The organism is Xanthomonas sp. WHRI 8932A, from assembly GCF_035012785.1.
GTDB lineage: Bacteria > Pseudomonadota > Gammaproteobacteria > Xanthomonadales > Xanthomonadaceae > Xanthomonas.
In genome coordinates this window covers 498802-522090 of record NZ_JAYGQQ010000002.1, presented here as the reverse complement: position 1 = coordinate 522090, position 23289 = coordinate 498802, and the positions used below count along the sequence as shown (strand labels likewise).

The 23289-nt window shown below is 66.0% G+C and carries 21 protein-coding genes and 2 other RNA genes; 5 read left to right on the top strand and 18 right to left on the bottom strand.

Going from position 1 to position 23289, the window contains the following annotated elements:
* Positions 1–27: 27 nt before the first annotated feature.
* The 3 genes from VC212_RS05020 to pncB form a co-directional block, all read right to left on the bottom strand.
* Entirely contained in the window at positions 28–534 is a 507-nt protein-coding gene (locus tag VC212_RS05020) for a hypothetical protein (protein ID WP_115561286.1), read from the bottom strand.
* 28 nt (positions 535–562) lie between these two features.
* On the bottom strand, positions 563–1018 hold the full coding sequence (locus tag VC212_RS05015; RefSeq protein WP_115527079.1) for a hypothetical protein: 456 nt from the start codon (positions 1016–1018) through the stop codon (positions 563–565).
* Positions 1019–1209: 191 nt separating this feature from the next.
* Positions 1210–2391 carry a nicotinate phosphoribosyltransferase gene (gene pncB, locus VC212_RS05010; RefSeq protein ID WP_323514300.1) on the bottom strand — a complete coding sequence of 394 codons (1182 nt, stop codon included), beginning with the start codon at positions 2389–2391 and terminating at the stop codon, positions 1210–1212.
* A 240-nt stretch (positions 2392–2631) separates the two neighbouring features.
* On the opposite strand from pncB, the gene VC212_RS05005 reads away from it, so the two are divergent.
* A non-coding RNA gene (locus VC212_RS05005) (sX9 sRNA) lies at positions 2632–2708 on the top strand.
* A gap of 151 nt (positions 2709–2859) precedes the next feature.
* Here the strand turns inward: VC212_RS05005 and VC212_RS05000 are convergent.
* From VC212_RS05000 to VC212_RS04980, 5 genes are all read right to left on the bottom strand, one after another.
* Positions 2860–3828, bottom strand: a complete 969-nt coding sequence (locus VC212_RS05000; RefSeq protein ID WP_323514301.1) for a glycosidase-like protein — start codon at positions 3826–3828, stop codon at positions 2860–2862.
* Positions 3810–5105, bottom strand: coding sequence for a hypothetical protein (locus tag VC212_RS04995; protein WP_323514562.1), 1296 nt, complete (start codon positions 5103–5105; stop codon positions 3810–3812). Before VC212_RS04995 ends, VC212_RS05000 begins: the two co-directional genes overlap by 19 nt.
* Positions 5106–5151: 46 nt before the next feature.
* Entirely contained in the window at positions 5152–7059 is a 1908-nt protein-coding gene (locus tag VC212_RS04990) for a glycosyltransferase family 2 protein (RefSeq protein ID WP_311239514.1), read from the bottom strand.
* Positions 7060–7072: 13 nt separating this feature from the next.
* Positions 7073–8101 carry a hypothetical protein gene (locus tag VC212_RS04985; protein WP_323514302.1) on the bottom strand — a complete coding sequence of 343 codons (1029 nt, stop codon included), beginning with the start codon at positions 8099–8101 and terminating at the stop codon, positions 7073–7075.
* Between the two features lie 131 nt (positions 8102–8232).
* Positions 8233–9072 carry a glycosyltransferase family 2 protein gene (locus VC212_RS04980; protein ID WP_115512548.1) on the bottom strand — a complete coding sequence of 280 codons (840 nt, stop codon included), beginning with the start codon at positions 9070–9072 and terminating at the stop codon, positions 8233–8235.
* A 355-nt stretch (positions 9073–9427) separates the two neighbouring features.
* Here VC212_RS04980 and VC212_RS04975 point away from each other — a divergent pair, with 355 nt between their 5' ends.
* From VC212_RS04975 to VC212_RS04960, 4 genes are all read left to right on the top strand, one after another.
* Positions 9428–10585 (top strand): aminoglycoside phosphotransferase family protein, encoded by a 1158-nt coding sequence (locus VC212_RS04975; protein WP_323514303.1) that lies wholly within the window; start codon positions 9428–9430, stop codon positions 10583–10585.
* Between the two features lie 47 nt (positions 10586–10632).
* A complete protein-coding gene (locus tag VC212_RS04970) occupies positions 10633–12804 on the top strand; it encodes a TonB-dependent receptor (RefSeq protein ID WP_323514304.1) in 2172 nt (723 codons plus the stop codon).
* A gap of 331 nt (positions 12805–13135) precedes the next feature.
* The gene (gene pnuC / locus VC212_RS04965; RefSeq protein ID WP_323514305.1) at positions 13136–13711 is read left to right on the top strand and encodes a nicotinamide riboside transporter PnuC; all 576 of its coding nucleotides are present in this window, start codon (positions 13136–13138) and stop codon (positions 13709–13711) included.
* 105 nt (positions 13712–13816) lie between these two features.
* On the top strand, positions 13817–14545 hold the full coding sequence (locus VC212_RS04960) for a UTRA domain-containing protein (protein WP_115514459.1): 729 nt from the start codon (positions 13817–13819) through the stop codon (positions 14543–14545).
* A 473-nt stretch (positions 14546–15018) separates the two neighbouring features.
* Here the strand turns inward: VC212_RS04960 and VC212_RS04955 are convergent.
* From VC212_RS04955 to VC212_RS04910, 10 genes are all read right to left on the bottom strand, one after another.
* Positions 15019–15110: non-coding RNA, sX9 sRNA (locus tag VC212_RS04955), on the bottom strand.
* Between the two features lie 58 nt (positions 15111–15168).
* Positions 15169–16008 (bottom strand): glycosyltransferase, encoded by an 840-nt coding sequence (locus tag VC212_RS04950; protein ID WP_323514306.1) that lies wholly within the window; start codon positions 16006–16008, stop codon positions 15169–15171.
* Complete coding sequence (gene gspD, locus VC212_RS04945; protein WP_323514307.1) at positions 16005–18344, bottom strand: type II secretion system secretin GspD; 2340 nt, start codon at positions 18342–18344, stop codon at positions 16005–16007. The genes VC212_RS04950 and gspD overlap by 4 nt, the downstream gene beginning before the upstream one ends.
* A complete protein-coding gene (gene xpsN / locus VC212_RS04940) occupies positions 18341–19138 on the bottom strand; it encodes a type II secretion system protein XpsN (RefSeq protein WP_323514308.1) in 798 nt (265 codons plus the stop codon). Before xpsN ends, gspD begins: the two co-directional genes overlap by 4 nt.
* Positions 19128–19784 (bottom strand): type II secretion system protein GspM, encoded by a 657-nt coding sequence (gene gspM, locus VC212_RS04935; RefSeq protein ID WP_323514309.1) that lies wholly within the window; start codon positions 19782–19784, stop codon positions 19128–19130. The genes xpsN and gspM overlap by 11 nt, the downstream gene beginning before the upstream one ends.
* Positions 19768–20889: a PilN domain-containing protein gene (locus tag VC212_RS04930; RefSeq protein ID WP_323514310.1), complete on the bottom strand. Its 1122-nt coding sequence runs from the start codon at positions 20887–20889 to the stop codon at positions 19768–19770. Before VC212_RS04930 ends, gspM begins: the two co-directional genes overlap by 17 nt.
* On the bottom strand, positions 20886–21737 hold the full coding sequence (locus tag VC212_RS04925) for a type II secretion system minor pseudopilin GspK (RefSeq protein ID WP_323514311.1): 852 nt from the start codon (positions 21735–21737) through the stop codon (positions 20886–20888). The genes VC212_RS04930 and VC212_RS04925 overlap by 4 nt, the downstream gene beginning before the upstream one ends.
* Positions 21734–22369 carry a type II secretion system protein J gene (locus VC212_RS04920; protein WP_115527069.1) on the bottom strand — a complete coding sequence of 212 codons (636 nt, stop codon included), beginning with the start codon at positions 22367–22369 and terminating at the stop codon, positions 21734–21736. Before VC212_RS04920 ends, VC212_RS04925 begins: the two co-directional genes overlap by 4 nt.
* Positions 22366–22782, bottom strand: coding sequence for a prepilin-type N-terminal cleavage/methylation domain-containing protein (locus tag VC212_RS04915; protein ID WP_055850781.1), 417 nt, complete (start codon positions 22780–22782; stop codon positions 22366–22368). Before VC212_RS04915 ends, VC212_RS04920 begins: the two co-directional genes overlap by 4 nt.
* Positions 22779–23285 carry a GspH/FimT family pseudopilin gene (locus VC212_RS04910; protein ID WP_055850779.1) on the bottom strand — a complete coding sequence of 169 codons (507 nt, stop codon included), beginning with the start codon at positions 23283–23285 and terminating at the stop codon, positions 22779–22781. Before VC212_RS04910 ends, VC212_RS04915 begins: the two co-directional genes overlap by 4 nt.
* Positions 23286–23289 lie beyond the last annotated feature (4 nt).

The following is a 23289-nucleotide window of genomic DNA, read 5'->3' as shown; positions in this document are numbered from 1 at the left end:
CTTGCCGGGCATCACGGAAGGGAGCGCTCAACGCGAGCGCAGGCGCTGGAGCGGGCTGTGCGCAGAGGCGCGCGCGTCGGCCTGCAGCAAACGCTGGAACAGCTGTTCCAACGGCGTCTGCGCCGGCCGCTCCAGCGACGACAGGCCGCGCGCGCCAGGCTCATCGCGTTGCCGCAATTTGCGCAGCGGTGCCAGCGCATCGCCGGGCGATACGCCAACCGTCTGGTCGGCAGGCGCCGTTGCCTGCATCACGGGCGACGGGGCCACGAGCGGCGCGACCGGCGGTGCCACTGCCGCCGACACTGCGGGCGAACGCGCTGTCGGCACGTGTACCGGCGCGACCGCAGCCTCCGTCGCAACCGGCGCTGTCTGCGCAGCTTCCGGCGCCTCGACAGGCGCCACGCCCGGCTTGCGCGGCGGCAGCTGGGTGTAGGCGAAATCGTGATAGCCCTCGCTCGCCTGCGTCCCCAAACGCGCGAACAGACCCGATACGTCGTCGTGTCCCGGCGTGTTCTTGGTGTTCTTCGGTGCCATCACACTCCCCTTGCCTGATCGCACATGCTCATGCCGTCCGCGCCAACACAAACAGGCGCAGATCGACGGAATCGGCCGGCACGGTCTGCACCGCCAGGCCTGCCAGCATCCCCAATTGCTGGAACCATCCTTCGTAGACCCCTTGCAGGAACCCATCGCTCCAGCCAGCCCCGTCCAGCGCCACGCTCAACGGCGCACCGCCGTGCCGGATCTGCACGTGGTCGGGGTATTCGTCCATTGCGCACTGGCCCCAGTCGCAGCTGTCCCAGATCGCATTGGCGGCCTGTTGCACCTCGTCCAGCGCGGCGCAGGACGCCAGCCTGTGCTCACGCGCGAAGCGGCGGCCGATCCGGGCCATCAAGGTGGCCAGGTCGTGCTCGGGCAGCTCGGCGCCAAACTCCTCGGCCATCGCCCGCACAAAGCCCAGCCACTGCCGGGAGCAGCTCCGCGTGCGGTACAGCGACAAGGGGTCGAGTGCAGGCATTCAACAGGCTTCGCAAGGAAAGGGACATCACATACGACGGTTGCACTAAAAGTGATGCAAGCGTGATGCCAATGTTAACGTTTGCCAACCAGCGATTGAGAGATGCATCTCACTTTTCCGGGCATTCCCCGACAGCAGGCCGCCCGTTTCGGCAGTTCATGCCGGCCTGCGTCAGTCATTGCCGCCGCTGGTCAGGCCCCTTCGGGCATCGGCGGCAGACCGAATACGTCGCGCAGGTAACGCAGGTAGCCGGCGTCTTCGCACATGCTCTTGCCCGGCGAATCGCTGAGCTTGGCCACCGGTTGATCGTTGCAGCGGACCATCTTGATGACGATCTGCAGCGGCGTCGGCCCCAGGTCGTTGGTGAGGCTGGTGCCCACCCCGAAGGCCAGCCGGCAACGGGTATGGAAGTGCGCGTACAGGCGCATCACCTTGTCGATGTTGAGGCCGTCACTGAAGACCAGCACCTTGGTCTTGGGATCGATGCGGTGGGCTTCCAGGTGCGCGATCACCCGCTCGCCCCATTCGAACGGGTCGCCGGAGTCGTGCCGCATGCCGTCGAACAGCTTGCAGAAATACAGATCGAAGTCGCGCAAAAACGCGTCCAGCCCCACGATGTCCGACAGCGCAATGCCCAGATCGCCGCGGTATTCGCGCGCCCACGAGTCCAGCGCGGCGACCTGGCTGTCGCGTAGCCGCGGCCCCAGCGCCTGGAACGCCTGCAGGTATTCGTGCGCCATGGTGCCCAGCGGGGTCAGCCCGTAGTGCTTGGCGAAATACACGTTGCTGGTGCCCACGAACTGCTCGCCCAGGCCATCGCGCAGCAGCGGCAGCAGCTCGCCATGCCAGTGCCGCGAATAGCGGCGACGGGTGCCGTAGTCGGCGATCTTGCAGCCGGCCGGCATGTTGCGCAGGCTGCTCACCTTGGCGCGCAGGCGGCTGCGGCCCTCTTCAAAATCCGGCTCGGAGGTGTTGCGGAACCACACCTCGTTGATGATCGCCAGCAACGGCACTTCAAACAGAATGGTGTGCAGCCACGGGCCGCGGATGGTCAGCTCGATCTCACCTGGGTGGGTGGTCGACGCCGACAGCTGTACGTACTTGCGGTCCAGATGGAACAACGCCAGAAAGTCGGCGAAATCCGGCTTGATGAAGCGCAGGCTGCGCAGGTAGTCCACCTCGTCCTCGCGCAGGCGTAGCCGGCATAAGGCATCGATCTCGCGCGAGATCTCATCGATGAACTGCGCCAGATCCACGCCGGGCGTGCGGCACTTGAAGCGGTAATCGACCTGCGCGGCCGGGTGCTGATGCAGCACCGCCTGCATCATGGTGAATTTGTACAGGTCGGTGTCGAGCAACGAATGGATGATCATGCTGCCGGATTATGCCCGCAGCGGCAGTGGCCGCGCCTGCATTGGGCATGACCCGACCGCCGGCCGCGGCTCCCCGCCCTGCGTTAAGGGCGCACGCTCCAGCGCGGAGGCCCTATCGAATTTCCCTGGGCGTCTGCGAAGCCGCATGGGGCTTGCGGTCACTTAGAGCAGCTAAGAAAAGGACGGTGCTCACCGCCAGGCGGGCGCGGGCGGTGCCGGTGCCGGTGCCGGTGCTGGTGCTGGTGCGGCATGTACATGCCGGTTCTGAGCGCGCCGTCTACACCCTCCTGACGACTGCTCGCTACGTTTTGTGCGCAGCGCTTCGTGTCAGGCACCCGCGGCGCCAGTCAGATCCACAAGGCTGCAGCTCGCGGATCGCAGATCCACAACCTGAGCAGCTGCTAAAGCTGGGGCGACCACACAAAGGCCGCGCCGGCCTGTCGCCGAGCGAGGTCGCGCATCAGTGCCTCAACGCGCCAGCACCTGCTGCGCCGGTTTGCCCTGCACGGTGAAGTCGCTGTCGCCCGGGCCGCCGGCGGCGGGGTCGGTGTACCAGCACCACAGCGCGATGCCGTCCACGCCGTGCGCCTGCAACACCTTTCGCCACTGCTGCAGCACCTGCAGTTGCAGGCGGGTATCGACTGCGGCGGTGCGTTGCTCCGGGCTTTCCCACGGTGCGGCCAGGCTGCCGCGTGCCGAGCGCAGGCCCAGCTCGGCCACCCACACCGGCTTGCCCACGCGCTGCCCCAGGTCCTGCAGGCGCTGCGCGGCAGCGTTCATCTCGGTAGCGCGCGCGCCGGCAGCGTCGGACAGACGCGGATACAGGCTGGTGCCGACCGCATCGAACAGCGACCAGTAACGGAAGGTTTCCGCATGCTCCATCCCATCGGCCACATACAACAGTTTGCCGCGATAGACCTTGCGCACCGCCGCGACCAGCTCGGGCCATTGCGGCGCGTCCTGCAGCTTGCGTAGTTCGGTGCCGACCACCAACGCTTCGGCGTGTTCGTCTTCGGCCAGCTGCGCCAGCGGCAGCAGTGCCTTTTGATATGCGGCAAACCAGGCCGCCTGGTCGGCGGGCGCCACCTCGCCGGCCCAGTGGCCGGGAATCCAGACATGCACCTTGAGCGTGGGCTGCAGACCGGACCGATGACTCTGACGCAGCGCAGCGCGCATGGCCTCCAGGCTGCTGTCGCTACCCAGCACCGGGTCGGTCGATTGCGGGTTCGCCTGCCAGACGAAGGCCACCAGCAGCGCCTTGCGCGCACCGGTGCCGGCCAACGCATCCAGCGACTGCGCAGCGGCAGCGCTTTCCCACGGCGCATTGGCCGAGACCTTGACGTTGGCACCCATCCACATCGGCGCGGCCGCATTGCATCCATTGGCCAGCAGGCACACGGCAAGCAACGCTGCGAGGATTAGAACGCGTTTGCACATGCGCCAGACACCTCGGTGGTCGACGCTGCCGTGCCCGGCACGCAGGTGCCGGTACGCAGCGCTGCGTTACTCACGCCCGGCTGCAGCGCGGTCGCGGTTGCAGGGCCGGTTGACGTGGCGGCGGCGCTCATCTGCGCGGGCACGTGCGTCTTGATCGCGGCATCAGCCTCAACCAACGGCGTCAGCGTGTCCGCCGCCGCAGGGGTCGCCACACCCGCGACCGGCAGCGCCACCGGTGCGGCCATGACCACCGCCTCGCCCTGCAGCAGCGGCTGCGCATCGGCAGGCGCCGCACGCATCCAGCTGCCCCAACCCTGCGGTTGCACCCAGGCCGCGCCGATCAGGCCGAGCAGCAATAGTCCAGCGGCCTGGCTGCGCTGATCGGCCTGCAAGGCGCGCAGCAACAGCGCCGCCGGCACCCACAGCAACAACAAGGCATCGAAGCCCGCCCAGCCGAACGCAAACGACAGCGCGGCCGCGCAGATCACCGTGCCGACGCTGGTCACCACACCACGCGCAAGCGCACCATTACGCGCACGCATCACCAACGCCAATACCGGGAAGCAGGCCAGCGCCGCCACACCCCAACGCACCGCCGGCAACCAGCCTTCGGCCTGTGCAGCCAGCGGCAACGGCAGCGGACTGGCCCCTTGCGAGATGCTCGACAGGGTCGGCCACGGCGCATTGAACACGGTCAGATTGACGTAGGCCCACATGCCGACCAGAAACGCGAACGGCAGATAGCACACCAGGTAGAACGAGCCCGGCGCCTTGCGCAGCATCTGCGGCGGCATCACCAGCAGCAGCCACGGCGCGACCATGGTCGACAACGCCAATGTCTGCAGATCCAGGCACAGCAAAATGCACAGCCACCCGGCGATACGCAGATAGGTGAAGGCTTCCACCGGCGCCTGCAGGCGGCGCAGCGTGCGGCACAAGCCGTAGAACGCCAGCAGGCCCACCGCCTGGCTGCCGCCAGCGGCGATCGGCAGCAGGAACAGCGGGTTGCAGCCCACCAGCAGGGTCAGCCCGCTGGCCCAGCCACGCCCGAACACGCCGGCCAGATCGCGCCACAGCAGCGACAGGAACAAGGCGTTGGCAGCCACCGCCAAAAACGGCCATACCTGAAACGGCAGATCCCAACGATGCAACGCCAGATCGACGGCCCACGCCAGCAGGCCGCTGGCCGGCACACCGATGCCGGGCGCGCTGGTCGGCGCAACACCGCCCATCGACTGCACCAACAACGGCTGGCTCAGCAGCGACAGCGCCACCACGGCCACCAGAAACGCCGGCAAGCCGCTGTCGCGACGCGCTGCCGGCTCACTCTTCGAGTGCGGCGCGGCGTTCGTTTTCCGAATGCTTGCTGATGCCATGCGTGGTCTTCTCCCAATAGAACGGATTGTGGATCAGCTGCCAAAGACCCTTGTAGGCGGCGATCGATTGCAGCACCCAGTAAAACGGCACCGTCAGCGCGTACGGCGCCAACTTGAAGTAGTCGCGCTTGAACGCGGCCACCAGTGTGATGTAGATGAAGAACGCATTGGCCAGCAGTAGATTGACCATCGAGACCGCGGCGAGCCACGGCGGAAAGATGGCATCGAACACGCGCGCGCCGCTCAGCACACTGACCAGGCACAACGTCCACATCACCGGCACACCCAGTGCGATGAAGAAATTGCCGCCGATAAAAAACTGAAAGCCCCAGAACCCCTTGAACCCGGTGCTGCGATACAGATGCACCGGGTCGCGCATATGCACCAGCCAGGTCTGCATGTAGCCCTTGAGCCAGCGCGAGCGCTGCCGGATCCAGTTGGGAATGCTGACGTTGGCCTCTTCGAACGTGGTGGAATTGACTACGTTGACGCGGTAGCCGTTCTGGATCAGCCGCACGCCCAAATCGGCGTCTTCGGTGACGTTGTACGGGTCCCACGCGCGCACCTGGCGCAACACGTCCAAACGGAAGTGATTGGAGGTGCCGCCCAGCGGAATCGGGATACGCAGGTATTCCAGCGCCGGCAGGTAGAAGTCGAACCAGAGCGTGTACTCCAGCGTGAACATCCGCGTCAGCCAGTTTTCGTCGGCGTTGTAGTAGTTCAGCCGCGCCTGGATGCACACCACATCCTTTTCTGCCTTGCGGAAGGCGGCCACCACGCGCTTGAGCTGATCCGGCTCGGGCTTGTCTTCGGCGTCGTAGATGGTGAGCAGTTCGCCACGCGCAAAATGCAGCGCGTAGTTGCAGGCCTTGGGCTTGGTCTTGGGCTGCGACGGCGGCACCCGGATGATTTCGAAGAACGCTTCCAGACCAAGTTTCTTGGCCGCGTCGATGGTCTCGAAGTCGTCGGCTTCCAGCACCAGCTTCACGTCGAGCTTGCTGATCGGGTAATCCAGCTTGCGCAGCGCGTTGGCCAGGATCGGCAACACCTCCGGTTCCTTGTACATCGGCACCAGCACGGTATAGACCGGCAGGTCGTCGTCGCGCAGCGCGGCCACTTCGTCTTCGGTGACCTTGATGTCGATGCGGTGGCGCGAGCCGAACCACACCAGCAACAGCTTCAAACCGAACGTCGCCAAAAAGCCCAGCGCCACCAGCACGTTGACGGTGATCAGCGCAGGCACCGGGAACAGCACCATCGCGATCAGCAACACCGCCGCGATCGCCCACAAGGTGAATTTCTGCCCGCGCGTGACCACCTGGCGCGCCGAGTAGGTCGGTGCGTGCGAGGCGAGCAGGTTCAAGGCGTTGTCGGTGAGCTGCTCGTCGGCGTAGCGCTGCAGGCTCCAGATCACGTCGAACTTGGCGGTGCCGACAAAGCGCACGTCTTCGCCGTAGTGCGCGCGCGCCCAGGCAAACACCGCCGGGTCGGGGTCGGCCACCGCCAACACCAGCACACCGTCCTCGCGACGCCACGGCAGCAGCAGACGCTGCGCATAGCTGTCCAGGTCGGCGGCGGTGAGCAGCTCGGCGTCCGGCGGCTGCTGCACCAGATCGATGAACTCCAGCCCGAAGTGCGCGGCAACGATGGCGTAAAAGCGCTGCGCCGGCACGCCGCGCTGGGCCAGGATCACATCGCCCAGGCGCGAGTTCCAGCGCTGCTGCAACGCCAGCGCCGAGCGCAGCTGTTCGTCGGTGATGACGCCTGCCGTCACCAACGCACGACCCAACAGACCGCGTTCGCGGCCGATGTCTGGCGCCCGTCCCAGCGCCTCCATTTCGCAGGTGACCGTCATTGTCGTGGCGTCCTTAGAACCGCCACCAGGCGGCCACGAACGGCCCGCCTGCGGCACCGGTGTTGCGGCCCATCACCGGCTGCTGGTAACCCAGCTGCCACTGGCTGCCGCCCGGCGCGGTGTACAGCGTCGACAGCTGCAGCTTGGTGAGGTCGTAGTTGGTGCCGGTGGCAACGAAGCCGGAATCGCTAGGTGTCTCGCCGTTGACAAACGCGTCGTTACGCCCGTTGCCCAGCCCCTGGATCACATTGAGTTCGCCCAGCAACAGCCAGCTCGAGGTCAGGCTCAGACCGGTGGACGCATCCACTCGCACTTCATCGGAGGCAGCGCTGCCACGCAGACGCACCGCGCCACCCAAATCGACGTAGCCGTTGCGCCCGCCCAGCGTGTAACCACGGCCACGGCTGTAACGCAGCTCCAGTCCGTAATCGCCGAGACCGAGTGCCGGGTCGCGTCCAGGATTGCTCGGGTGGTAGGTCTTGCTGCGGCCATAAGCCGGGATGCTGACCAGCGCTTGCACCGAACTCCGCCAGACATCGTCAGCAGCACTCGGCAGGGCATAACGCAGCCCGATTTCCTGATCGGCAAAGCCGGTCGTGCTAGTGCGCGTACGGCCACTTCCGCCGTAATTGCTGAAACCGACGTCGGTGAAATAGAAATTGCCGATCACGCTGAGCGTGTCAGTCACACCATGCTCGACATAGACGTTGAGCTGGTCCTGGCGACTGCGGCCGTTGCCATCGAATTGCTGGCCATCGCCAAAGGTCGTGCGGCGGTGACTGTCGTCGAACCAGCCACGGCCATCGCTATGCAGCGCCTTGACGATCACTAACGTATCGCCCTGCGGCTGGGTCCAGGCACCGGCAATGGCGCTACCCGGCAACGCAGCCAGCGCGCAACTCAAGGCGAGCGCAGACAGCGCGGCCACCGGCGTGCGGCGGGCGTTACTGGACGGGGTAGACGATCTGGCAACCGGGCTGGACTGCACGGAGGTAAGGCACGACGGACGTACCCGCGAGCGCGGGTCGTTCTGTAAAGACATTTGTACGATTCCTGATGGGGGACCCGTTAGGGACAGGAAGCACGGGCTAGGTCACACTTCACTGCGAAACGTATCACAGTTCCGGACAGTTCCACATCACGGATTTATCACTAATTTAACACTAGCGACCACTATTTCCGGCGCAACAATCGCGGCACCTGGGCAGCTGCATGGGTCCAGATCGCCAGCCATACCCCGAGCTGGGTCAACGGCCCGCGCTGGCCGGCCTCGAACTTGCGGAAATAGCGCCATAACCCGCGGTGCTTGTGCCATTCCACGAAGAACGGGCGCGAGCGGCTGGACACGCCGCGCACGTGCACCACTTGCAGATCGTTGGCCACCGCCACCAGTGCGCCGGCCTGGCGGGCGCGCCGGCACAGGTCCAGGTCCTCGGCGTGCAGGCGATACCTGCCGTCCCAGCCGTCCAGCCGATCGAACAGGCTGCGCTGCATCAGCATCAAGGCACCGGAGATCGCATCCACCGGCTGCAGGGCAACCGACGGATTGGCGGGCACCGCCAGCTGGGCAGCGGCACGCGGGGCGCGCAGCATCGCGGCAAAGTCCGGGTCGCGGCGGCGCACGGCCGCATCCGGCCGGCCCTGCTCGTCCACCTGCTCCACCCCCAGCAGCACTGCGGCATGCCCGGTGGCGCGCGCGCACAGCTGCACCAGGGTGTCGGCTTCGACCATCAGATCCGGGTTGATGAAGACCAGCCAGGGCGCCTGCGAGTCGCGCGCGCCCTGATTGCAGGCAGTAGCAAAGCCGGGGTTGTCCGGGTTGGCGATGAAGTGCACCCGGGCATCGGCCAGCGCATGCCGTTGCACCACGTCCAGGGTGTCGTCGCTGGACGCGTTGTCGACCACCCGGATCTCGCTGATGCCATCGGCCGCACGCAGCCGCGACAGGCAGGCATCGATGGTGCTGCTGCTCTGATAGGTGACGACGACGGCGGCGATCTGGACTGGAGTCATCCGGCCATTATCCGGTGCCGGGACCACGCAGCGCCATCGCAGCGACGGCCCGGCATGGCGGCCGACGGCGGCACGGGGCATACTGCGCGCCCGACGGCCGCCACGCGGCCTAGGTCGGCGCCGCCTGCGGCACTCCCACACTTGATTCTTGAGATGACGGCCAGCGACCTTTCGGTTTCGCGCTGCCCTTCCACTCCATGTCGCGCGACCGCCTGATGGCGTCAGCGCGACAACGACGGCCCGGCAGCGCCGTCTGTGTTGTTACCGGCCTGCGTACCGGCCCCGTTGAATCGGCTGCGCGCAATTGGTCTATACCACTCATCCTCTCCTCGACATGTCTGCAGAGGGTGTGCGCATGAGCGCGACGCATCAGGTCCATGGCATGAGCCTGGAGTTGGCGCTGCCCGACTGGCCGGCACTGACCGTGGATGAAATCCGCCACGTGCTGCAGCGGTTCTCCGGGCTCGGGTCTGACCACGGCGTGCACTGGCACAGCGCGCGTCCGTTCTCCGCCGCCGCCTGCGTGCAGACCGCGTCCGGCCCGGTGATCGTCAAGCGCCATCACCGCAGCGTGCGCAGTGTCGCTGCCTTGCGCGAAGAACATAGCTTCATGGCCCATCTGCGCTGGGCCGGCGCGCCGGTGGTGGAGGTGCTGTACGCGGCTGGCGGCCAGACCGCACTCGCGCAGGACCAGTGGGTCTACGAGGTGCAACGCGTCGGCGCGGGGCGCGACCTGTATCGCGATGCCTTGTCGTGGACACCGTTTAACAACGTTGCGCACGCGCAGGCCGCAGGGGCTGCGCTCGCGCGACTGCATCACGCCGCGCAGGGCTTCGATGCACCACCACGCTCCACCACGGTGCTGGTCGCCAATCTACGGCTGTTTGCACAGCAAGACCCGGTGCAGGCGCTGCAGCGCGCGTTACCCGCGCGGCCGCATCTGGCCGCAGCGTTGAAGGAGTTTTCCTGGCAGCACGATCTGGCCACCCACGTGCTGCCCTGGCATGCGCGCGCCTGGCCGTTGCTGTCTGCGCCAGGTGCGATGCCGCCGCTGTGGACGCATGGCGACTGGCATGCGTCCAATCTGCTCTGGAACACCGATCACGGCGACACCGACGTCAGCGCGATCTTCGATTTCGGATTGAGCGATCGCAGCAGCGCCTTGTTCGATCTGGCCACCGCCATCGAACGCAACCTGATCCCGTGGCTGCAGCTGGATACCGGCGCGCGTGCGCAGGCGGACCTGCAACAACTTGATGCCTTACTGGATGGCTATGCGCTGTATCGCCCAATCAGCGCCACACAACTGCGCTGCCTGGCCGCCCTGTTGCCGATCGTGCATGCCGATTTCGCCTTGAGCGAGATCGAGTACTTCGCCGGCATCACGCGTTCGCCCGACAACGTGGACATCGCCTATCACCGCTATCTGCTGGGTCATGCGGACTGGTTTGCCAGCACCGATGGTCAAGCGCTGCTGGCGCATCTGCATGCGCGCGCAGCCCTGCTGCGATGAGCGGCAACACCGTGTCTTTCCTCTTCCCTTCTTTACGAGTTGCTTGCATGTCCCGTCTGTCGTTAGCCGCACGTCCCCATCGCCCGCTGACGCTTGCCCTGGCGCTGAGCCTGGCCGCCCCTGCATTGGCGCAACAGCAGCAACCCGGCGAATCCGCCGTGCAGCTGGATACGGTCAATGTGCTGGGCGAGCGCAGCGATAGCAACACGGCGCTGACCGGCTTCGGCGCAACGCCCCTGCTCGATGCGCCGGCCTCCATCGCGGTGATCGAGCGCCAGCAATTGCTCGATCGCCAGGCGCGCGTGCTTAGCGAGGTGCTGCGCGCCGATGCCTCCGCCGGCGATGCGTATGCACCGATCGGCTATTACGAAAACTTCGTGGTCCGCGGCTACTCGCTCAATGCCGCCAACAGCTATCGCATCAACGGGCTGAGCGCGGTGGGCGAGCAGTCGATTGCGCTGGAAAACAAGCAGCAGGTGCAGATTCTCAAGGGCCTGACCGGGCTGCAGTCGGGCATCAACGAACCGGCCGGGTTGATCGACTACCGCACCAAACGCCCCGAGCATGTGCGCAGCGTGACCCTGGGCACCGACGAGCAGGGCTCGCGCTATGTCGCCGCCGATTTAGGCGACTGGTTCGGCGCCGAGCGCACGCTGGGCCTGCGCGTGAATGCCGCGCGCGAAGACATCAACAGCTATGTCGATCACGCCGATGGTTACCGCAACTTTCTGTCGCTGGCCGGTGACTGGAAGATCACCGCGCAATCGTTGTTGCAGCTGGATGTGGAGTATCAGCATCGGCAACAGCGCTCGGTGCCCGGCTACCAATTGCTCGATGGCACGCAGGTGCCGCGCGAAATCGATGTGCACCGCCTGCTCGGTTACCAGCCGTGGGCGCGGCCGGTGGAGATGGATTCGCTCAACGCGCAGCTGCGCTATGCGTATCAGTTCAACGACGACTGGCGCGCTACTGTCGAGGCCTCGCGCAGCCGCGCAGTGATCAACGATTTCTCCACATTCGCCTGGGGCTGCTATGGCGCCGCGAGCTGTGCCGAGATCTTCACGCCCAACTTCTTCAGTGCGCAAGGCGAGTACGACGTTTACGACTACCGCAGCCCCGACGACACCCGCGTGCACGATCAACTGCGCGCCACCGTCGAAGGCCACGTGGTCACCGGCGCGCTGGAGCATCATCTGAGCATCGGCGGCGACTGGCTACGCCGCACCATCGACCGCTTTGGCTCGGTCAACGAATTCATCGGCAGCGGCAGCATCGATCGCGACCCGGAGGTTTTCGCACAGACCGATGTGGCGCTGGACCCCAAGCAACGCCGCCTGGATAGTCGCCAACGCGCGTTGGTGCTGACCGACCGCATCGGCCTGGGTGCCCTGTGGGAACTGTCGCTCGGCGCACGCGCTGTCCGCTTGGACGAGCGCGCCTTCGACCGCGACGGGCTGCTGGAACGACGCACCCGCAAGGATGCGGTGTTGCCGCAGGCCGCGCTGTTGTTCAAGCCGCAGCAAAACGTGTCGCTGTATGCCAGCTACGCCAAGAGTCTTGCCGCCGGTGGCACGGCCCCATGGTTTGCCGACAACGCCGATGAAATCCTGCCGCCGACCAAGGCCTACCAGCTGGAAACCGGCGCCAAGCTTGAGCTGGATGGCCTGCGCCTGGGCGCGGCGCTGTTCGACATCCGCCAGGCCTATCAATTCACCCAACCGCAGGCCGATGGAGGTCTGTTGTTCGTGCAACAAGGCCGGTTGCACAACCGCGGGCTGGAACTGTCGGCCGACGGCGCGGCCACCGAGCAACTGCGCCTGTTCGCCAGTGTCGCCGCCATCCGCGCGCGCGCAGAAGAGACCGACATTGCCGAATACGAAGGCCATCAGGCGATCAATGTGCCCAAGCTGCGTGCCAGCGTGCAGGCCGACTACAGCGTGCCCGGCGTCGATGGCCTGGCGGTGCTGGCCGGTGTGCAATACAGCGGGCGCAAGTTCGCCGACCGGCTCGGCAATGCCAGCGTGCCGGCATACACCGTGGCCAACCTGGGGGCGCGCTACGCCACCGCGCTGGGCGGCCTGGCGACCACCTGGCGTTTGAACGTGGACAACGTGTTCGACAAACGCTATTGGCGCGATTCGGGCGAATACCAGGGCGATGCGTATCTGTTTCCGGGTGCGCCGCGCACTGCGCGCCTGAGCGTGCAGTTGGATTTTTGAGGTCTGCAACCCCCATCCGCCCTTCGGGCACCTTCCCCCGCAGGCGGGGGAAGGATGTCGGAGCGTAAGCAAACGGGGGGGGGCAGGACATCGAAACGTCCGCAGGAGGGAGAAGGACGTCGAAGCGAAATTACCTGTGCTTGTGCGTGTTTCAGGCACTGACTGAAGGCCGCAGGCACCAGCTGAAGGCAGGGGCTCAGCGGTGCGGGCGCTGCCGCGCTTGCAGTGCACGTCGGTACGGGGCACCGCGCAGCATCCACTCCCAACTGCACCACTCGCTTTGCACCAGTTGCGCCTCTCACAACGCTCTCCACTTTCCATCAGGCCTTGCATGTCCTTGCTCGAATCCATCGCCGTTGTGATCAACCTGCTGGGCGTGTGGCTGACCGCACAGCGCATCCGCTGGTGCTGGCCGGTCGGCATCGTGGCGGTCGCGCTGTATGCGTGGCTGTTCTATCAGTGGAAGCTGTACTCGGACATGCTGCTGCAAGGCGTGTATGTGCTGACCCAACTCTACGGGTGGTGGCAGTGGCAACGCGGCAACAGCGTGGACGCGCGCATCCGCCCCTTGCCGATGCCGCAGCGTGAACTGTGGCTCTCACTCTCTATCGGCGCTGCATTCGCTGCTGCGCTGGGCGCATACATGCATCACCGCACCGATGCCGCACTGCCATGGCTGGACGCGGCGCTGGCCAGCTTCAGCCTGGTCGCCAGCGTGTGGGCCGCGCGCAAACGCCTCGCTAACTGGGTGCTATGGATCGTGCTCGATTGCATTTATGTCGGCGTGTTCGTCAGCAAGGAGTTGTATCCCACCGCCCTGCTCTACGCCGGCTTCGTGGCGTTGGCGATCTACGGATGGCGCAGTTGGAAAACCCAACAGAACCGGAACCTGACAACGCCACGCTAAGCCCGGCGCAGTTTGCGTGCGCGTTCTTCTTTACCATCGCGGCATGCACGATCTTCCTCTCATTGTCTCGCCCATGGCCCGCATCTCCGATTGGCGGTGCGCCGTATGACTGCGTCGCGCCAGCACGCCATCACTGAAATCATCGCCGCGCAGATTGCCGCCGGCGAATGGGGCCCGGACCAGCGCCTGCCGGTGGAGCGCGCGCTTGCCGAGCGCTTCGACTGCACCCGCATCACCCTGCGCGAAGCCTTGCAGCACCTTGAAGCCGAAGGCCGCATCTACCGCGAAAACCGCCGTGGCTGGTTCGTCAGCGCACCACGCGTGCGCTACGACCCCACCAGCATCGCCGGCTTCATGCAGTACGTGGCCGCGCAAGGGCGCAAGCCGCGCACCGAGTTATTGAGCGCCACCCGCCAGGCCGCGGGCGCCGCGTTTGCAGCGGCGCTGCGACTGGACACGCCGTATGAAGACGTCTTCGTGCTGCAACGCCGACGCTGGATCGACCGCCGCGCCGTGCTGCTGGAAACCAACGTCGTGCTGGCAGCGTGGGCACCGGGCCTGCTCGAACACGACATGGCCGGCTCGCTGTCGAGCGTGTTCAACCAAAAGTTGGGGCTATTCCTGAGCCGCGCACAGGTGTCGATGCATCCGGCCGGCCTGGATGCCACCCAGGCGATCCTGCTGCAGTCCACCACCGGCACGCCGTGTTTCCGCCTGCAGCGGATCAGCTTTGCCGAAGACGGCCGCGCGGTGGAACTGGATATCGAATCCTGGCGTCACGACGCACTGGACGTGGTGGTGCGCACCGATGCGCCGATGCGGTCGGCTTCTTAAGAGGGGCTAACAAAACTACGTCACGCCGGTCTACTGCAGGCCGGCTGATCTGCTGCCTGGCTGCAGGCCCCTTGCCCGCCAACCCTCGCGGGACACGCTGCAAGTACGTCCTTGTAAGCTCACGCGACGGTGGGCAGGCAAGGACCAGTCGAGATGGTCGGTGTGCATGGTGCAAGCAATGCGTGATGTGCCTCTACTTTGCTAGCTCACATGTGTGTGCGATCCGCATCAGCAGGCCACTGCGACTCGCGAGACGACCAGCTCTTTTATGCAGCTACCGACCAACGTCCTGGTGCGGTGTCCTCGCCGCTTGCGGGACCGTGTGGCGGCATGGATGCCGCCACCGAGCGTCCACGGACGGATTTACGGCGTGTCCCGCGAGCGGCGAGCGCACCGCGCACTCGACCCACTCAGCGTTTGATCCAGACTTCCGATGCGTTTGACCTAACTTCCGACGGCATCCACCAGGATGCGGCCGACAACACCCCTGCAATCAGCGCACGGCGAGCAGTCGTCAGCTTGCAAGGGACAGCGCTCAAGGAACCGCACTGCACGCGTGCTACATGCCGCACCGAACACCGGCTGCGCCCGCCTAGCGATGAGCATGCCACTTGGCAGCTGCGCTACGCGTCGAACAGCATGCGCTGCGGGTCCGGCGGTGGCAGGTCGGCGAGCAACTGACCTAACTGGTCGCGTTGCGCACGCAAGGGGTCGTGCATCAGAAAGTTGGCCAGCCGCGCGTGCCAGGCCGGCCAGCGTGTGGCCAGTGCATCCATGTCGCCATCGGCCGGGCGACCTTCGTGCGGCGAGGCGACGAAGGCTGTGTCGCACAACACATTGCGCCATCCCAGCCCGCCCATGCGTAGGCTGAGGTCCACCAGCGCGGCATACCAGGAGCCATAACTACTGGCATCCAGCCCACCGGCCTTGCGGCGTGCGGCGCCCCGCAGCAGCACCGCGTGCCCGACCGCCGATGGCAACTCCGGATGCAGCGGCGGCATCGCCGCACAGGCAGCGGCCAACCGCTCCGGCGCGTCCGGCAGTGGGTTGAGTTCGCCCAGCCGCGGCCAGCTGCAGGCTTCGCCCACATTGCTCCAGGGCGTGGCCGTGGCAATCGCCGCATCGCGCGCAAAACACGCGGTGAGCTGCCGCAACCAACCGGGCAGCGGGCAGGCATCCACCCCCAGCACCACCACGTCGGCATCGCCGCAGGCGGCGAGCATTTCATCCAGATGCGCCACCTCGCCGAGCATGCGCTGGCGCCGGGTGTGATGCGCCTGCAGCTGCGTCCGCGCCAGCCAGTGATCGATCACCGCGCGGCCGCGCGGGCCGGCCTGCGCATCGTCGGCCAGCCACACCCGCGTGCCCGCAGGCGTGGCCGCATCCAATGCGCCCAGGCACGCATCCAGCGCCTCGTCGTCGGTGCCGACCGGCACCAGCACGACGGGCAGTGCCGCACTCATTGCGGCTTCTGGCTGGGTTTCAGCGGCTCCATGACCTTGAACTTCTGACCGTATTCGTCGGTGAGGTTGCGCGCTTCCTGCGGGTTGCGCACGATCGATGGAGTGATCAGCACGATGACTTCGCGGCGGGTGTTGCTCTTTCCCTTGGTTCCGAACAACGCACCCACTACAGGAAGCTTGCTCAGGAAGGGCACACCATCGCTCGTATCGGTGGTTGTGTCATCAATCAAACCGGCCAGCATGATCGTATCGCCACTTTGCACAGCGGCCTCTGTTTTGACACGACGGGTATTGATGTCGACGTTACAGGCCGCTGCGTTCACCGTTGCGGTCGCGGACGTACATGCCGCAGGCCGATCACCCGGGCTACTTACTTCCTGGACGATATCCAAAAACACCATCCCGTCCTTGGTCACACGAGGACGCACCTTCAAAATCACGCCGGTATCAATGTATTGCACAGAAGAGAAACTACTGTCGCTCCCAAGACCGGTGTTGATCGAGGTTGAATTGATTGCGATACGCGAGCCGACGTTGAGCGTTGCTTCTGCATTGTTTCGCACAAACACCGACGGCGTTTGGAGCAGTCGCACATTTGTCACCCGATCCAAGGCTGTGATGATGGCCGCGGCATTCTTTCCAAGAAATGTCCAACCCAACCCATTACTAGTAACGCTTCCGGCAATATCTCCCCAGATGTTCCGACCTGCAGCGTTGGTAAGGCCAGCGCCAACACCGATACCAGTCGCATTCGCTAATGCAGTCGCTGGATCTCTCGAAGCATTCACAGCGTTTTCGAAATACCAATTGACGCCGTAGCTCAGGTCACCGGTCAAATTCACCTCAGCCACCTGCGCTTCGATATGCACCTGCATCGGCATCACGTCGAGCTTTTCGATGACGTCGCGGATGGACGCCCACGATTGCGGCGTGGAGCGCACCAGCAAGGTGTTGGTTTCGGCCACAGCCGACACGCCGACCTTGTCGCCTTCCACCTCCAGTGTCACTGCGCCGTTGCCGTTGCTGCGCGGCGAGAGCTGCAAGCTGCCGTTGCCCAGGCCACCGCTGCTGCTACCACTGCTTCCACCGACGCCGCTGCTTCCACCGAAACTGCTGCCCGAGCCACTGCTGTCGCCGCTTTCGCCGAGGCTGCCTCCGGTCATGCCGGAGCTGGCGCCCATGCTGCTGTCGCGATTGCCCAGCGCGCCGCCGAGCACGCTGCTCTCGGCACCCGGCGCCAGCGAGGCGTTGGAATCGCCGCCACCACCGCGCCCACCGAACACTTCCGACAACCGATCGGCCAGGTCCTTGGCCTTGATGTACTTCAATTCATACGAGAACAAGCGCACGCCGCCGCCGGCGCTGTCGATGCGGTCCAGCCACTGCTGGATCTGATCCAGATAGCGCGGCTGCGGAGTGATCACCAGCACCGCATTGGCGTTTTCCAGCGGCATGAAACGGAACATGCCGGCGCTGGGCGTCTTGCTCTGTTCGCCGAAGACCTTTTCCAGATCGGCGCTGACCTTTTCGGCCTTGCCGGACTGGATCGGGAACACGCCCACCGACATGCCCGACAACCAGTCCACGTCGAAGATTTGCACGGTGCGCAGGTAGTTTTCGAGTTCGGCGCGGGTGCCGCCAAGGGTGATCACGTTGCGCGCGTTGTCGGTGCCGACGATGGCGTTGGGCCGTGCGTACGGCTCCAGCACCTTTTTCATTTCACTGGCGGAAATGAACTTCAACGGCACCACGCGCACTTCAAAACCGCGTGCGGCAGACGGCGAGGCGGTGCTGGGCGCGACGGTGCCGGCCAGCGCCTGGTCGGCCGGCACGATGTTGTAGCGGCCACCGCTGAACACCATGCGCGCGTTGTTCCAGCCCAGCACCATTTCCAGCAGGTTCAAGGCTTGCGCCGGCGAAACTGGATTGGGCGTGGCCAGGGTCACGGTGCCCTGCACGCCGGGCGCGATGACGTAGTTCTGGCCGAGCATGTCGCCCAGGATTGCCTTGACCACCGCCTGTACCGACTCGCCTTCGAAGTTGAAGGTGGCGCTGCCGCTGCTGGCCATGCCCAGCGTGGGCGACGGCGACGACGCCGCGCTCTGGTTGATCATAGTGCCGCTGCCGCGCCGGATCACCGGGCTGGGCTTGGCGCTGGTGGCGGCATTGCCGTCGGCGCGTTGGTCGGCAACGGTCTGGGTGGCGCCGGCAGCGCCGACTTGTGGATCCAGGCGCGCGTCGCGGCGCACGTCCGGCGGCGGAGTGGTGGCGCAACCGGCCAACAGGCCAATCAGCAGGGACACGGGAAACAGGCGCGGCGTCATGCGTTCACTCATTGGGTCTGACCGGGGGTAGAGCCGCTCTGGCGCTGCTGTTGCAGCTGGCGGCGTCGGGCTTCGATACGTTCGCGGATGGCACGCATCTGATCGTCGGAGGGGCGTGGAGCTTCCTGCGCGCCATCGCTGCGCTGCGGCGGCACCGTCGGCGGGGCTTGCCCGCCAGGTTGTTGCGCCGGCGGGGTGGCAGGCTGCGGCTGCGGTTGCGCGACCGCAGCAGCATCGGGCGACGGCGGCACCGGCGGCAATGGCGGCAGCGTGCCCGGCGCACCACGCGCGGCGGCATTGGCGGTCGGCGGTTGACCGCCCTGGCCATTGAACACGTGCAGCTCCAGCGTCTGGGTGCCGCCGGGGCCTTCGATGGTGGCACTGCGCGGCTGCAGGGCCAGCAGGCGCCAGCCCTTGACCGCGTCGCCGCCCAGCTGCACGCGCACCGAATCCTGCGGGTCCAGGGTCAGCGTGGCCATCTTGAAGTTCTCGGTCAGCAGCACGCCGGTCAGGCGCACCGTCGAAGCCGCGCCGCTACCGTCGGTGCCGGACAGGAAGAACGGATGCGGCAAGCGGTCTTCGGCGAATGCGGGATGCGCGGCGATCTCCGAATATTTTTCGAAGGCGCCCAACCGTTCCGGCGCGGGCGCCGGTAGCGTGGGCAGGCGCTGCACCAGTGCCGGGTCGTCCGGCAGCAGTTCCACGCGCTTGCCTAAGCCAGCCACGGCCAGGATGCACACCAGCAGCGCCCAGCCGACCACGGTGGCCAGCAACCAGGTGCGCAAACCGATCAGGTCAAGGCGCATTGCTGGCCTCCCCGGCGGCGGCTGCGGCGGCGGGCGCGGCATCGGTGTTCAACGGCGCAGCGCTGGCGCCGGGGCGCAGATAGCCGGCCAGTTCGAACGCGATGTCCAGGCCGTTGCCGCTTTCGTTGGGCGAGAGTTGGTAGCGCTGCGCCATCACGTTGAGGTTGTCCACGAACAGCCGCGGAGTGCCGTTTTCCAGGCTGTACAACACCGAAGCCAGTTCCGGCGTGCCGCAGCGCAAGCGCACCTGCACCGCCACGCGGGTGAAGCGGCCCTTGCTCTCCGGCTGCAGCGGCGAGCGGTTGCTGATGGCACAGCTGCGGTTGCCGGGGCTGGCTTCCACCACTGCGCGTTCCAGCCGCTGCACCAGTCCGGCCGAGGCCAGCTCGGCGGAGGTTTCCGGCAAAAAGCCAGGGCGGCTTTCCAGCGTCTGCCGCGCCTGGCGCAGCCGCTGGCTGACCTGCGGCGCCTGCTGCAATTGCACGCGCACGCGCAGCTCGCGCTCGCGCAGCGATTGCAGTTCGTCCTGCATGGCGATCATCGGCTGGGTGAACCACGGGTGCACCAGCACCAGATACGCCACGCCGAGCACCAGCAGCAGCAGACCCAAAGCGATCCAGCGATCGCGCTTAACGCTGCGTGGCATCGGCCCCCTCCTTCCCATCGGGGCCAGCCAGCTCGGCGGTGATGGTGAAACGGTCGACGTTGCGACCGGCATCGCTCTGCAGCACGCCGGTCAGCGACGGCGTACGCCATAGCGGCGAACCTTCCAGGCGACGCACCAGCGACGAGGCTTCGTTGCTCAAACCGATCAGCTGCAATTGCCCGCCTTCGACCGAGAATTTTTCCAGATAGGTGCCGCCCGGCAGACGCCGGCTCAACTCGTCCCAGATTTCCACCGAGGTCGGGCGCGTGGCGCGTTGCTTCTGGAAGAAGGTAGCGCCTTCGACCAGATCCATCAGCTGCTGGCGTTCCGCAGCCACCTGGCGCGCGCGCGCGGCATTGGCCTGCACCTGCGCGCGCAGATCGTCGGCGGCCTGGCGGCGATTATCCAACAGCAGCCAACCGGCCACAGCCAACAACGCCACCGCGGTGGCGGTGAGTAGCAGGTTCCAGCGTTGCATCGGGTCGCTACGCCGCAGCCGGCGTGCCGGCGGCAGCAGATTCACTCCCAATGGAGCGCCCTGCGCATCGGCCACATCGATGCCGGACAGCGCGTTGGTCCAGGCATCGGGCACACCGGCCGGGCCATCGATCATGCGCCGTGGCACCACGACCAGTTCCGCATCCAGCTGGCCGTCTTCGCGCACATCGAGCACGCGTGCGTCGAAATACACCTGGTCGGCGGTGAACGGGGTTTGCCGGTCGATTTCGAAACGCGCTACATCCTGCAGCCGCGCGGCAGCCGCTGCCGGCAGCCGCAACGGCCGCCGCAATGCATGCGCCGACGGCAACAACCAATGCCGCGGTAGACCATCCAGCGCAGTCGGCAGCACGGCATTGACTTCCTGCGGCTGCACCGGCCACGGCAGGCTGGCGATCGCCTCACGGCTCTGATCGCGTTGGCGCAGCAACTGCAACGTGTCGCCATCGAGCTGCAACAACAGGCGCGCCTGCGACAGGCCCAATTGCCACTGCCAGCGCTGCGGCAGCCACGCCAGCAGCGATTGCTGCCACCAACGCCAGAAGCCTCCGGCTCCCGGCATGGCGCGTACGCCGATACGACCCAAGGTATCCCGCCATGCGGTCATTGCACTGCTGCTCCCTGTTCCCAACGCAACACGGTGTAGGCCGATCCCGGTACTGCGGACGCGCTTGTCGACACGACCGCGCGCAACACAGCCTCGCGTCCCTGACTCAGTCGCGCCCGGCTCTCGATACTATAAGTGTCAGACCCACCGACCGTCGCCTCGCTGCCCGGCAAACCCAGCGGCGCGTCACGCTGCGCCAGCAGTTCCCGCGCATCCAGGCCCATCGCAGTCAACACCGGGCCGGGTGCAAAACGCGCTTCTGGCCGCGAGCGGCCGCTGTACAAGGTGATGTTGGGCAGCAACTTGCGATACAACTCGCTGTCCATGCCCAGCACCAGGCGCAGTTCGCCCAACGTTTCGAATGGGCTGTCCTTTGCGCCATAGGGCAAGCCGGCATCGGCGTAATCGCGGTCTTCTGCTCCACCGCCGGGCTGGCTCAGCGAGTCGCCATCGCGCCAATCGACGATGGCACCGGCAATGCGCGTATCGCGGCCTTGTTCGCCGCCCACGGCACGCACCAGCCCGGCCAACAGCGCCGGCTCGGCCATGTTCAGATCCACCTTGCCGCTTTCGTCAGTGATACGAATCTCCACCGTGGCATCGTCCATCTGCCAACGATACCGTCGGCCATCTGCGCGCCAGCGTGCCTGGGTATCGGCGCTCTGCAAGCGGGACAGTGCGTATTCCAGGCCAGCGCGTGCGTATTCCTGCGCCTGCGCGCCATTGCGCAGCATAGTGCCTTGCAAGGCTTCCACGCGCGCGGTGAGCGCAAACGCACCGATCATCGCGGTGAGCAAGGCGATCAACCACAACACCAGCACCAAGGCAGCGCCACGTATCCGGCTCATTGCCCCGCTCCGGGGTTGCTGGATTGCGGCAACGCCACGACCAGCGGCGGCCATGCAGCGTCGCCACTACGGATCTCGATCCGCACCAGCAGCGGCAGGCGGTCGTGCCATTCCCACTGCGGCAACCAGGCGCTCAGGCGGCCGTTCTGCGGATCCATGCCACGGTAACGAAAGCTCACCTGCTGCACGCCTTGCGCCAGCGGCTCCGGCGGCAATTTACTGCCTTCCTCGATCGATTTGCCCGATTGCAGCATGGTCAACGCAATCTGCAAGGTGCGTTGCTCGCCATCGCCGACCACCGACAACTCGTGCAGATACGGGCCACCGCGTCCCAGATAATCCGGCACATCGGCGGCAAAGCGCATGCGCTGCGGTTCGCCGACAAACAACATCGGTTGCTGGCTTTGCGGGTCGATGCTCATTGCCAGCGGCAATGCGGCAGCCAACCGACGGCGCAGGAATTCTTCCACCGCACGCACACGCTCGCTGCGCTGGGCAATCGCCTCGCCACGCTGACTCACCGCGCTGGCCGAGCGCAATGTGGCGAAGGCCAACGCCAGCCCGCCGACCAACAGCATCGTGGCCAGCAGCACTTCGATCAGGGTGAAGCCGGCGCTGCGCGAACGAATCACAGCGCGCTGTCCTGTGCGGTGGCGGCCACCAGGCGCAAGGTGCGCCATTGCAGCATTTGATTGGGCGCCTCGCCCCAACGCACCACCAGGGTCAGTTGCAGCAGTTTGTGCGCGCCAGGGGCCACCGGCGCCTGCGGATTACGCCGTGGTTCGTCGTAGGGACGCACATCCATCGACCAACGGAAATGCCCGGCTTCGAAGGTGCCTTGTTGTTGCTCGGGCACCAGCGGCTTGTCCATGCCTTGCAACGCCAGCAGCGATTGCGCGTGCAAGGTCGCACGCGTGCTGTCATCGGCCGCGCGCACCTGACGTGCCGCACCGGACAACGACCCCAGCAACAGGCTCAATGCCAAGGCGAGCAAGGCAAAAGCGACGATCACCTCGATCAGGGTGTAACCACGTTGCCGCTTCATGGCGCAGGCGTCCGTAGCGGACCCGAACGCACTTCGCCGGTGATCCAGCCCACGTCCACGCGCCAGCGCGCGTCCTTGACCTGCAGATCGATGCGACCGCCCGTGGACGCCCCATCGGGGAAGAATTGGATGGCGCCCTGATCTTCCCGCGACTGCACCTGGCGCGCGCCGGTGAAGCGCACCTGCAGCGACGACGGCAGGTCGCCGTGATGGCCGCCGGGCGCTTCCCAACGGCGCTGCAGCGGGTCGATCAGAAAGCGTTGCGGGGTGCCGGTGGCAATCGCCTGGGTGCGCGTGTAGCGCAGTTGCGAGGCGATCGCCTTGCCGGCGGTGCGCAGGCGCATACCATCGATACCGCCGTTCAATGCGGCTGCGGCCAGCACGCCGGCCATTGCGATCAACGCGATGACCAGCAGCATTTCGAGCAGCGAGCTGCCACGCGTGCGGGTACGGCCAGGACCGACTCCATGCGGATGACGCAACGGCTGACACGCAACGCGCATGGCG

What these genes read in the sequence shown, in the direction of transcription:
- VC212_RS04950 (WP_323514306.1), bottom strand. Translation starts at nt 16,008, where the DNA reads ATGAGTGCGGCACTGCCCGTCGTGCTGGTGCCGGTCGGCACCGACGAC.
- gspM (WP_323514309.1), bottom strand. Translation starts at nt 19,784, where the DNA reads ATGCCACGCAGCGTTAAGCGCGATCGCTGGATCGCTTTGGGTCTGCTG.
- VC212_RS04915 (WP_055850781.1), bottom strand. Translation starts at nt 22,782, where the DNA reads ATGAAGCGGCAACGTGGTTACACCCTGATCGAGGTGATCGTCGCTTTT.
- pncB (WP_323514300.1), bottom strand. Translation starts at nt 2,391, where the DNA reads ATGATCATCCATTCGTTGCTCGACACCGACCTGTACAAATTCACCATG.
- gspD (WP_323514307.1), bottom strand. Translation starts at nt 18,344, where the DNA reads ATGAGTGAACGCATGACGCCGCGCCTGTTTCCCGTGTCCCTGCTGATT.
- xpsN (WP_323514308.1), bottom strand. Translation starts at nt 19,138, where the DNA reads ATGCGCCTTGACCTGATCGGTTTGCGCACCTGGTTGCTGGCCACCGTG.
- VC212_RS04985 (WP_323514302.1), bottom strand. Translation starts at nt 8,101, where the DNA reads ATGTCTTTACAGAACGACCCGCGCTCGCGGGTACGTCCGTCGTGCCTT.
- VC212_RS04970 (WP_323514304.1), top strand. Translation starts at nt 10,633, where the DNA reads ATGTCCCGTCTGTCGTTAGCCGCACGTCCCCATCGCCCGCTGACGCTT.
- VC212_RS04990 (WP_311239514.1), bottom strand. Translation starts at nt 7,059, where the DNA reads ATGACGGTCACCTGCGAAATGGAGGCGCTGGGACGGGCGCCAGACATC.
- VC212_RS05000 (WP_323514301.1), bottom strand. Translation starts at nt 3,828, where the DNA reads ATGTGCAAACGCGTTCTAATCCTCGCAGCGTTGCTTGCCGTGTGCCTG.
- VC212_RS05020 (WP_115561286.1), bottom strand. Translation starts at nt 534, where the DNA reads ATGGCACCGAAGAACACCAAGAACACGCCGGGACACGACGACGTATCG.
- VC212_RS05015 (WP_115527079.1), bottom strand. Translation starts at nt 1,018, where the DNA reads ATGCCTGCACTCGACCCCTTGTCGCTGTACCGCACGCGGAGCTGCTCC.
- VC212_RS04960 (WP_115514459.1), top strand. Translation starts at nt 13,817, where the DNA reads ATGACTGCGTCGCGCCAGCACGCCATCACTGAAATCATCGCCGCGCAG.
- VC212_RS04930 (WP_323514310.1), bottom strand. Translation starts at nt 20,889, where the DNA reads ATGACCGCATGGCGGGATACCTTGGGTCGTATCGGCGTACGCGCCATG.
- VC212_RS04975 (WP_323514303.1), top strand. Translation starts at nt 9,428, where the DNA reads ATGAGCGCGACGCATCAGGTCCATGGCATGAGCCTGGAGTTGGCGCTG.
- VC212_RS04980 (WP_115512548.1), bottom strand. Translation starts at nt 9,072, where the DNA reads ATGACTCCAGTCCAGATCGCCGCCGTCGTCGTCACCTATCAGAGCAGC.
- VC212_RS04910 (WP_055850779.1), bottom strand. Translation starts at nt 23,285, where the DNA reads ATGCGCGTTGCGTGTCAGCCGTTGCGTCATCCGCATGGAGTCGGTCCT.
- pnuC (WP_323514305.1), top strand. Translation starts at nt 13,136, where the DNA reads ATGTCCTTGCTCGAATCCATCGCCGTTGTGATCAACCTGCTGGGCGTG.
- VC212_RS04925 (WP_323514311.1), bottom strand. Translation starts at nt 21,737, where the DNA reads ATGAGCCGGATACGTGGCGCTGCCTTGGTGCTGGTGTTGTGGTTGATC.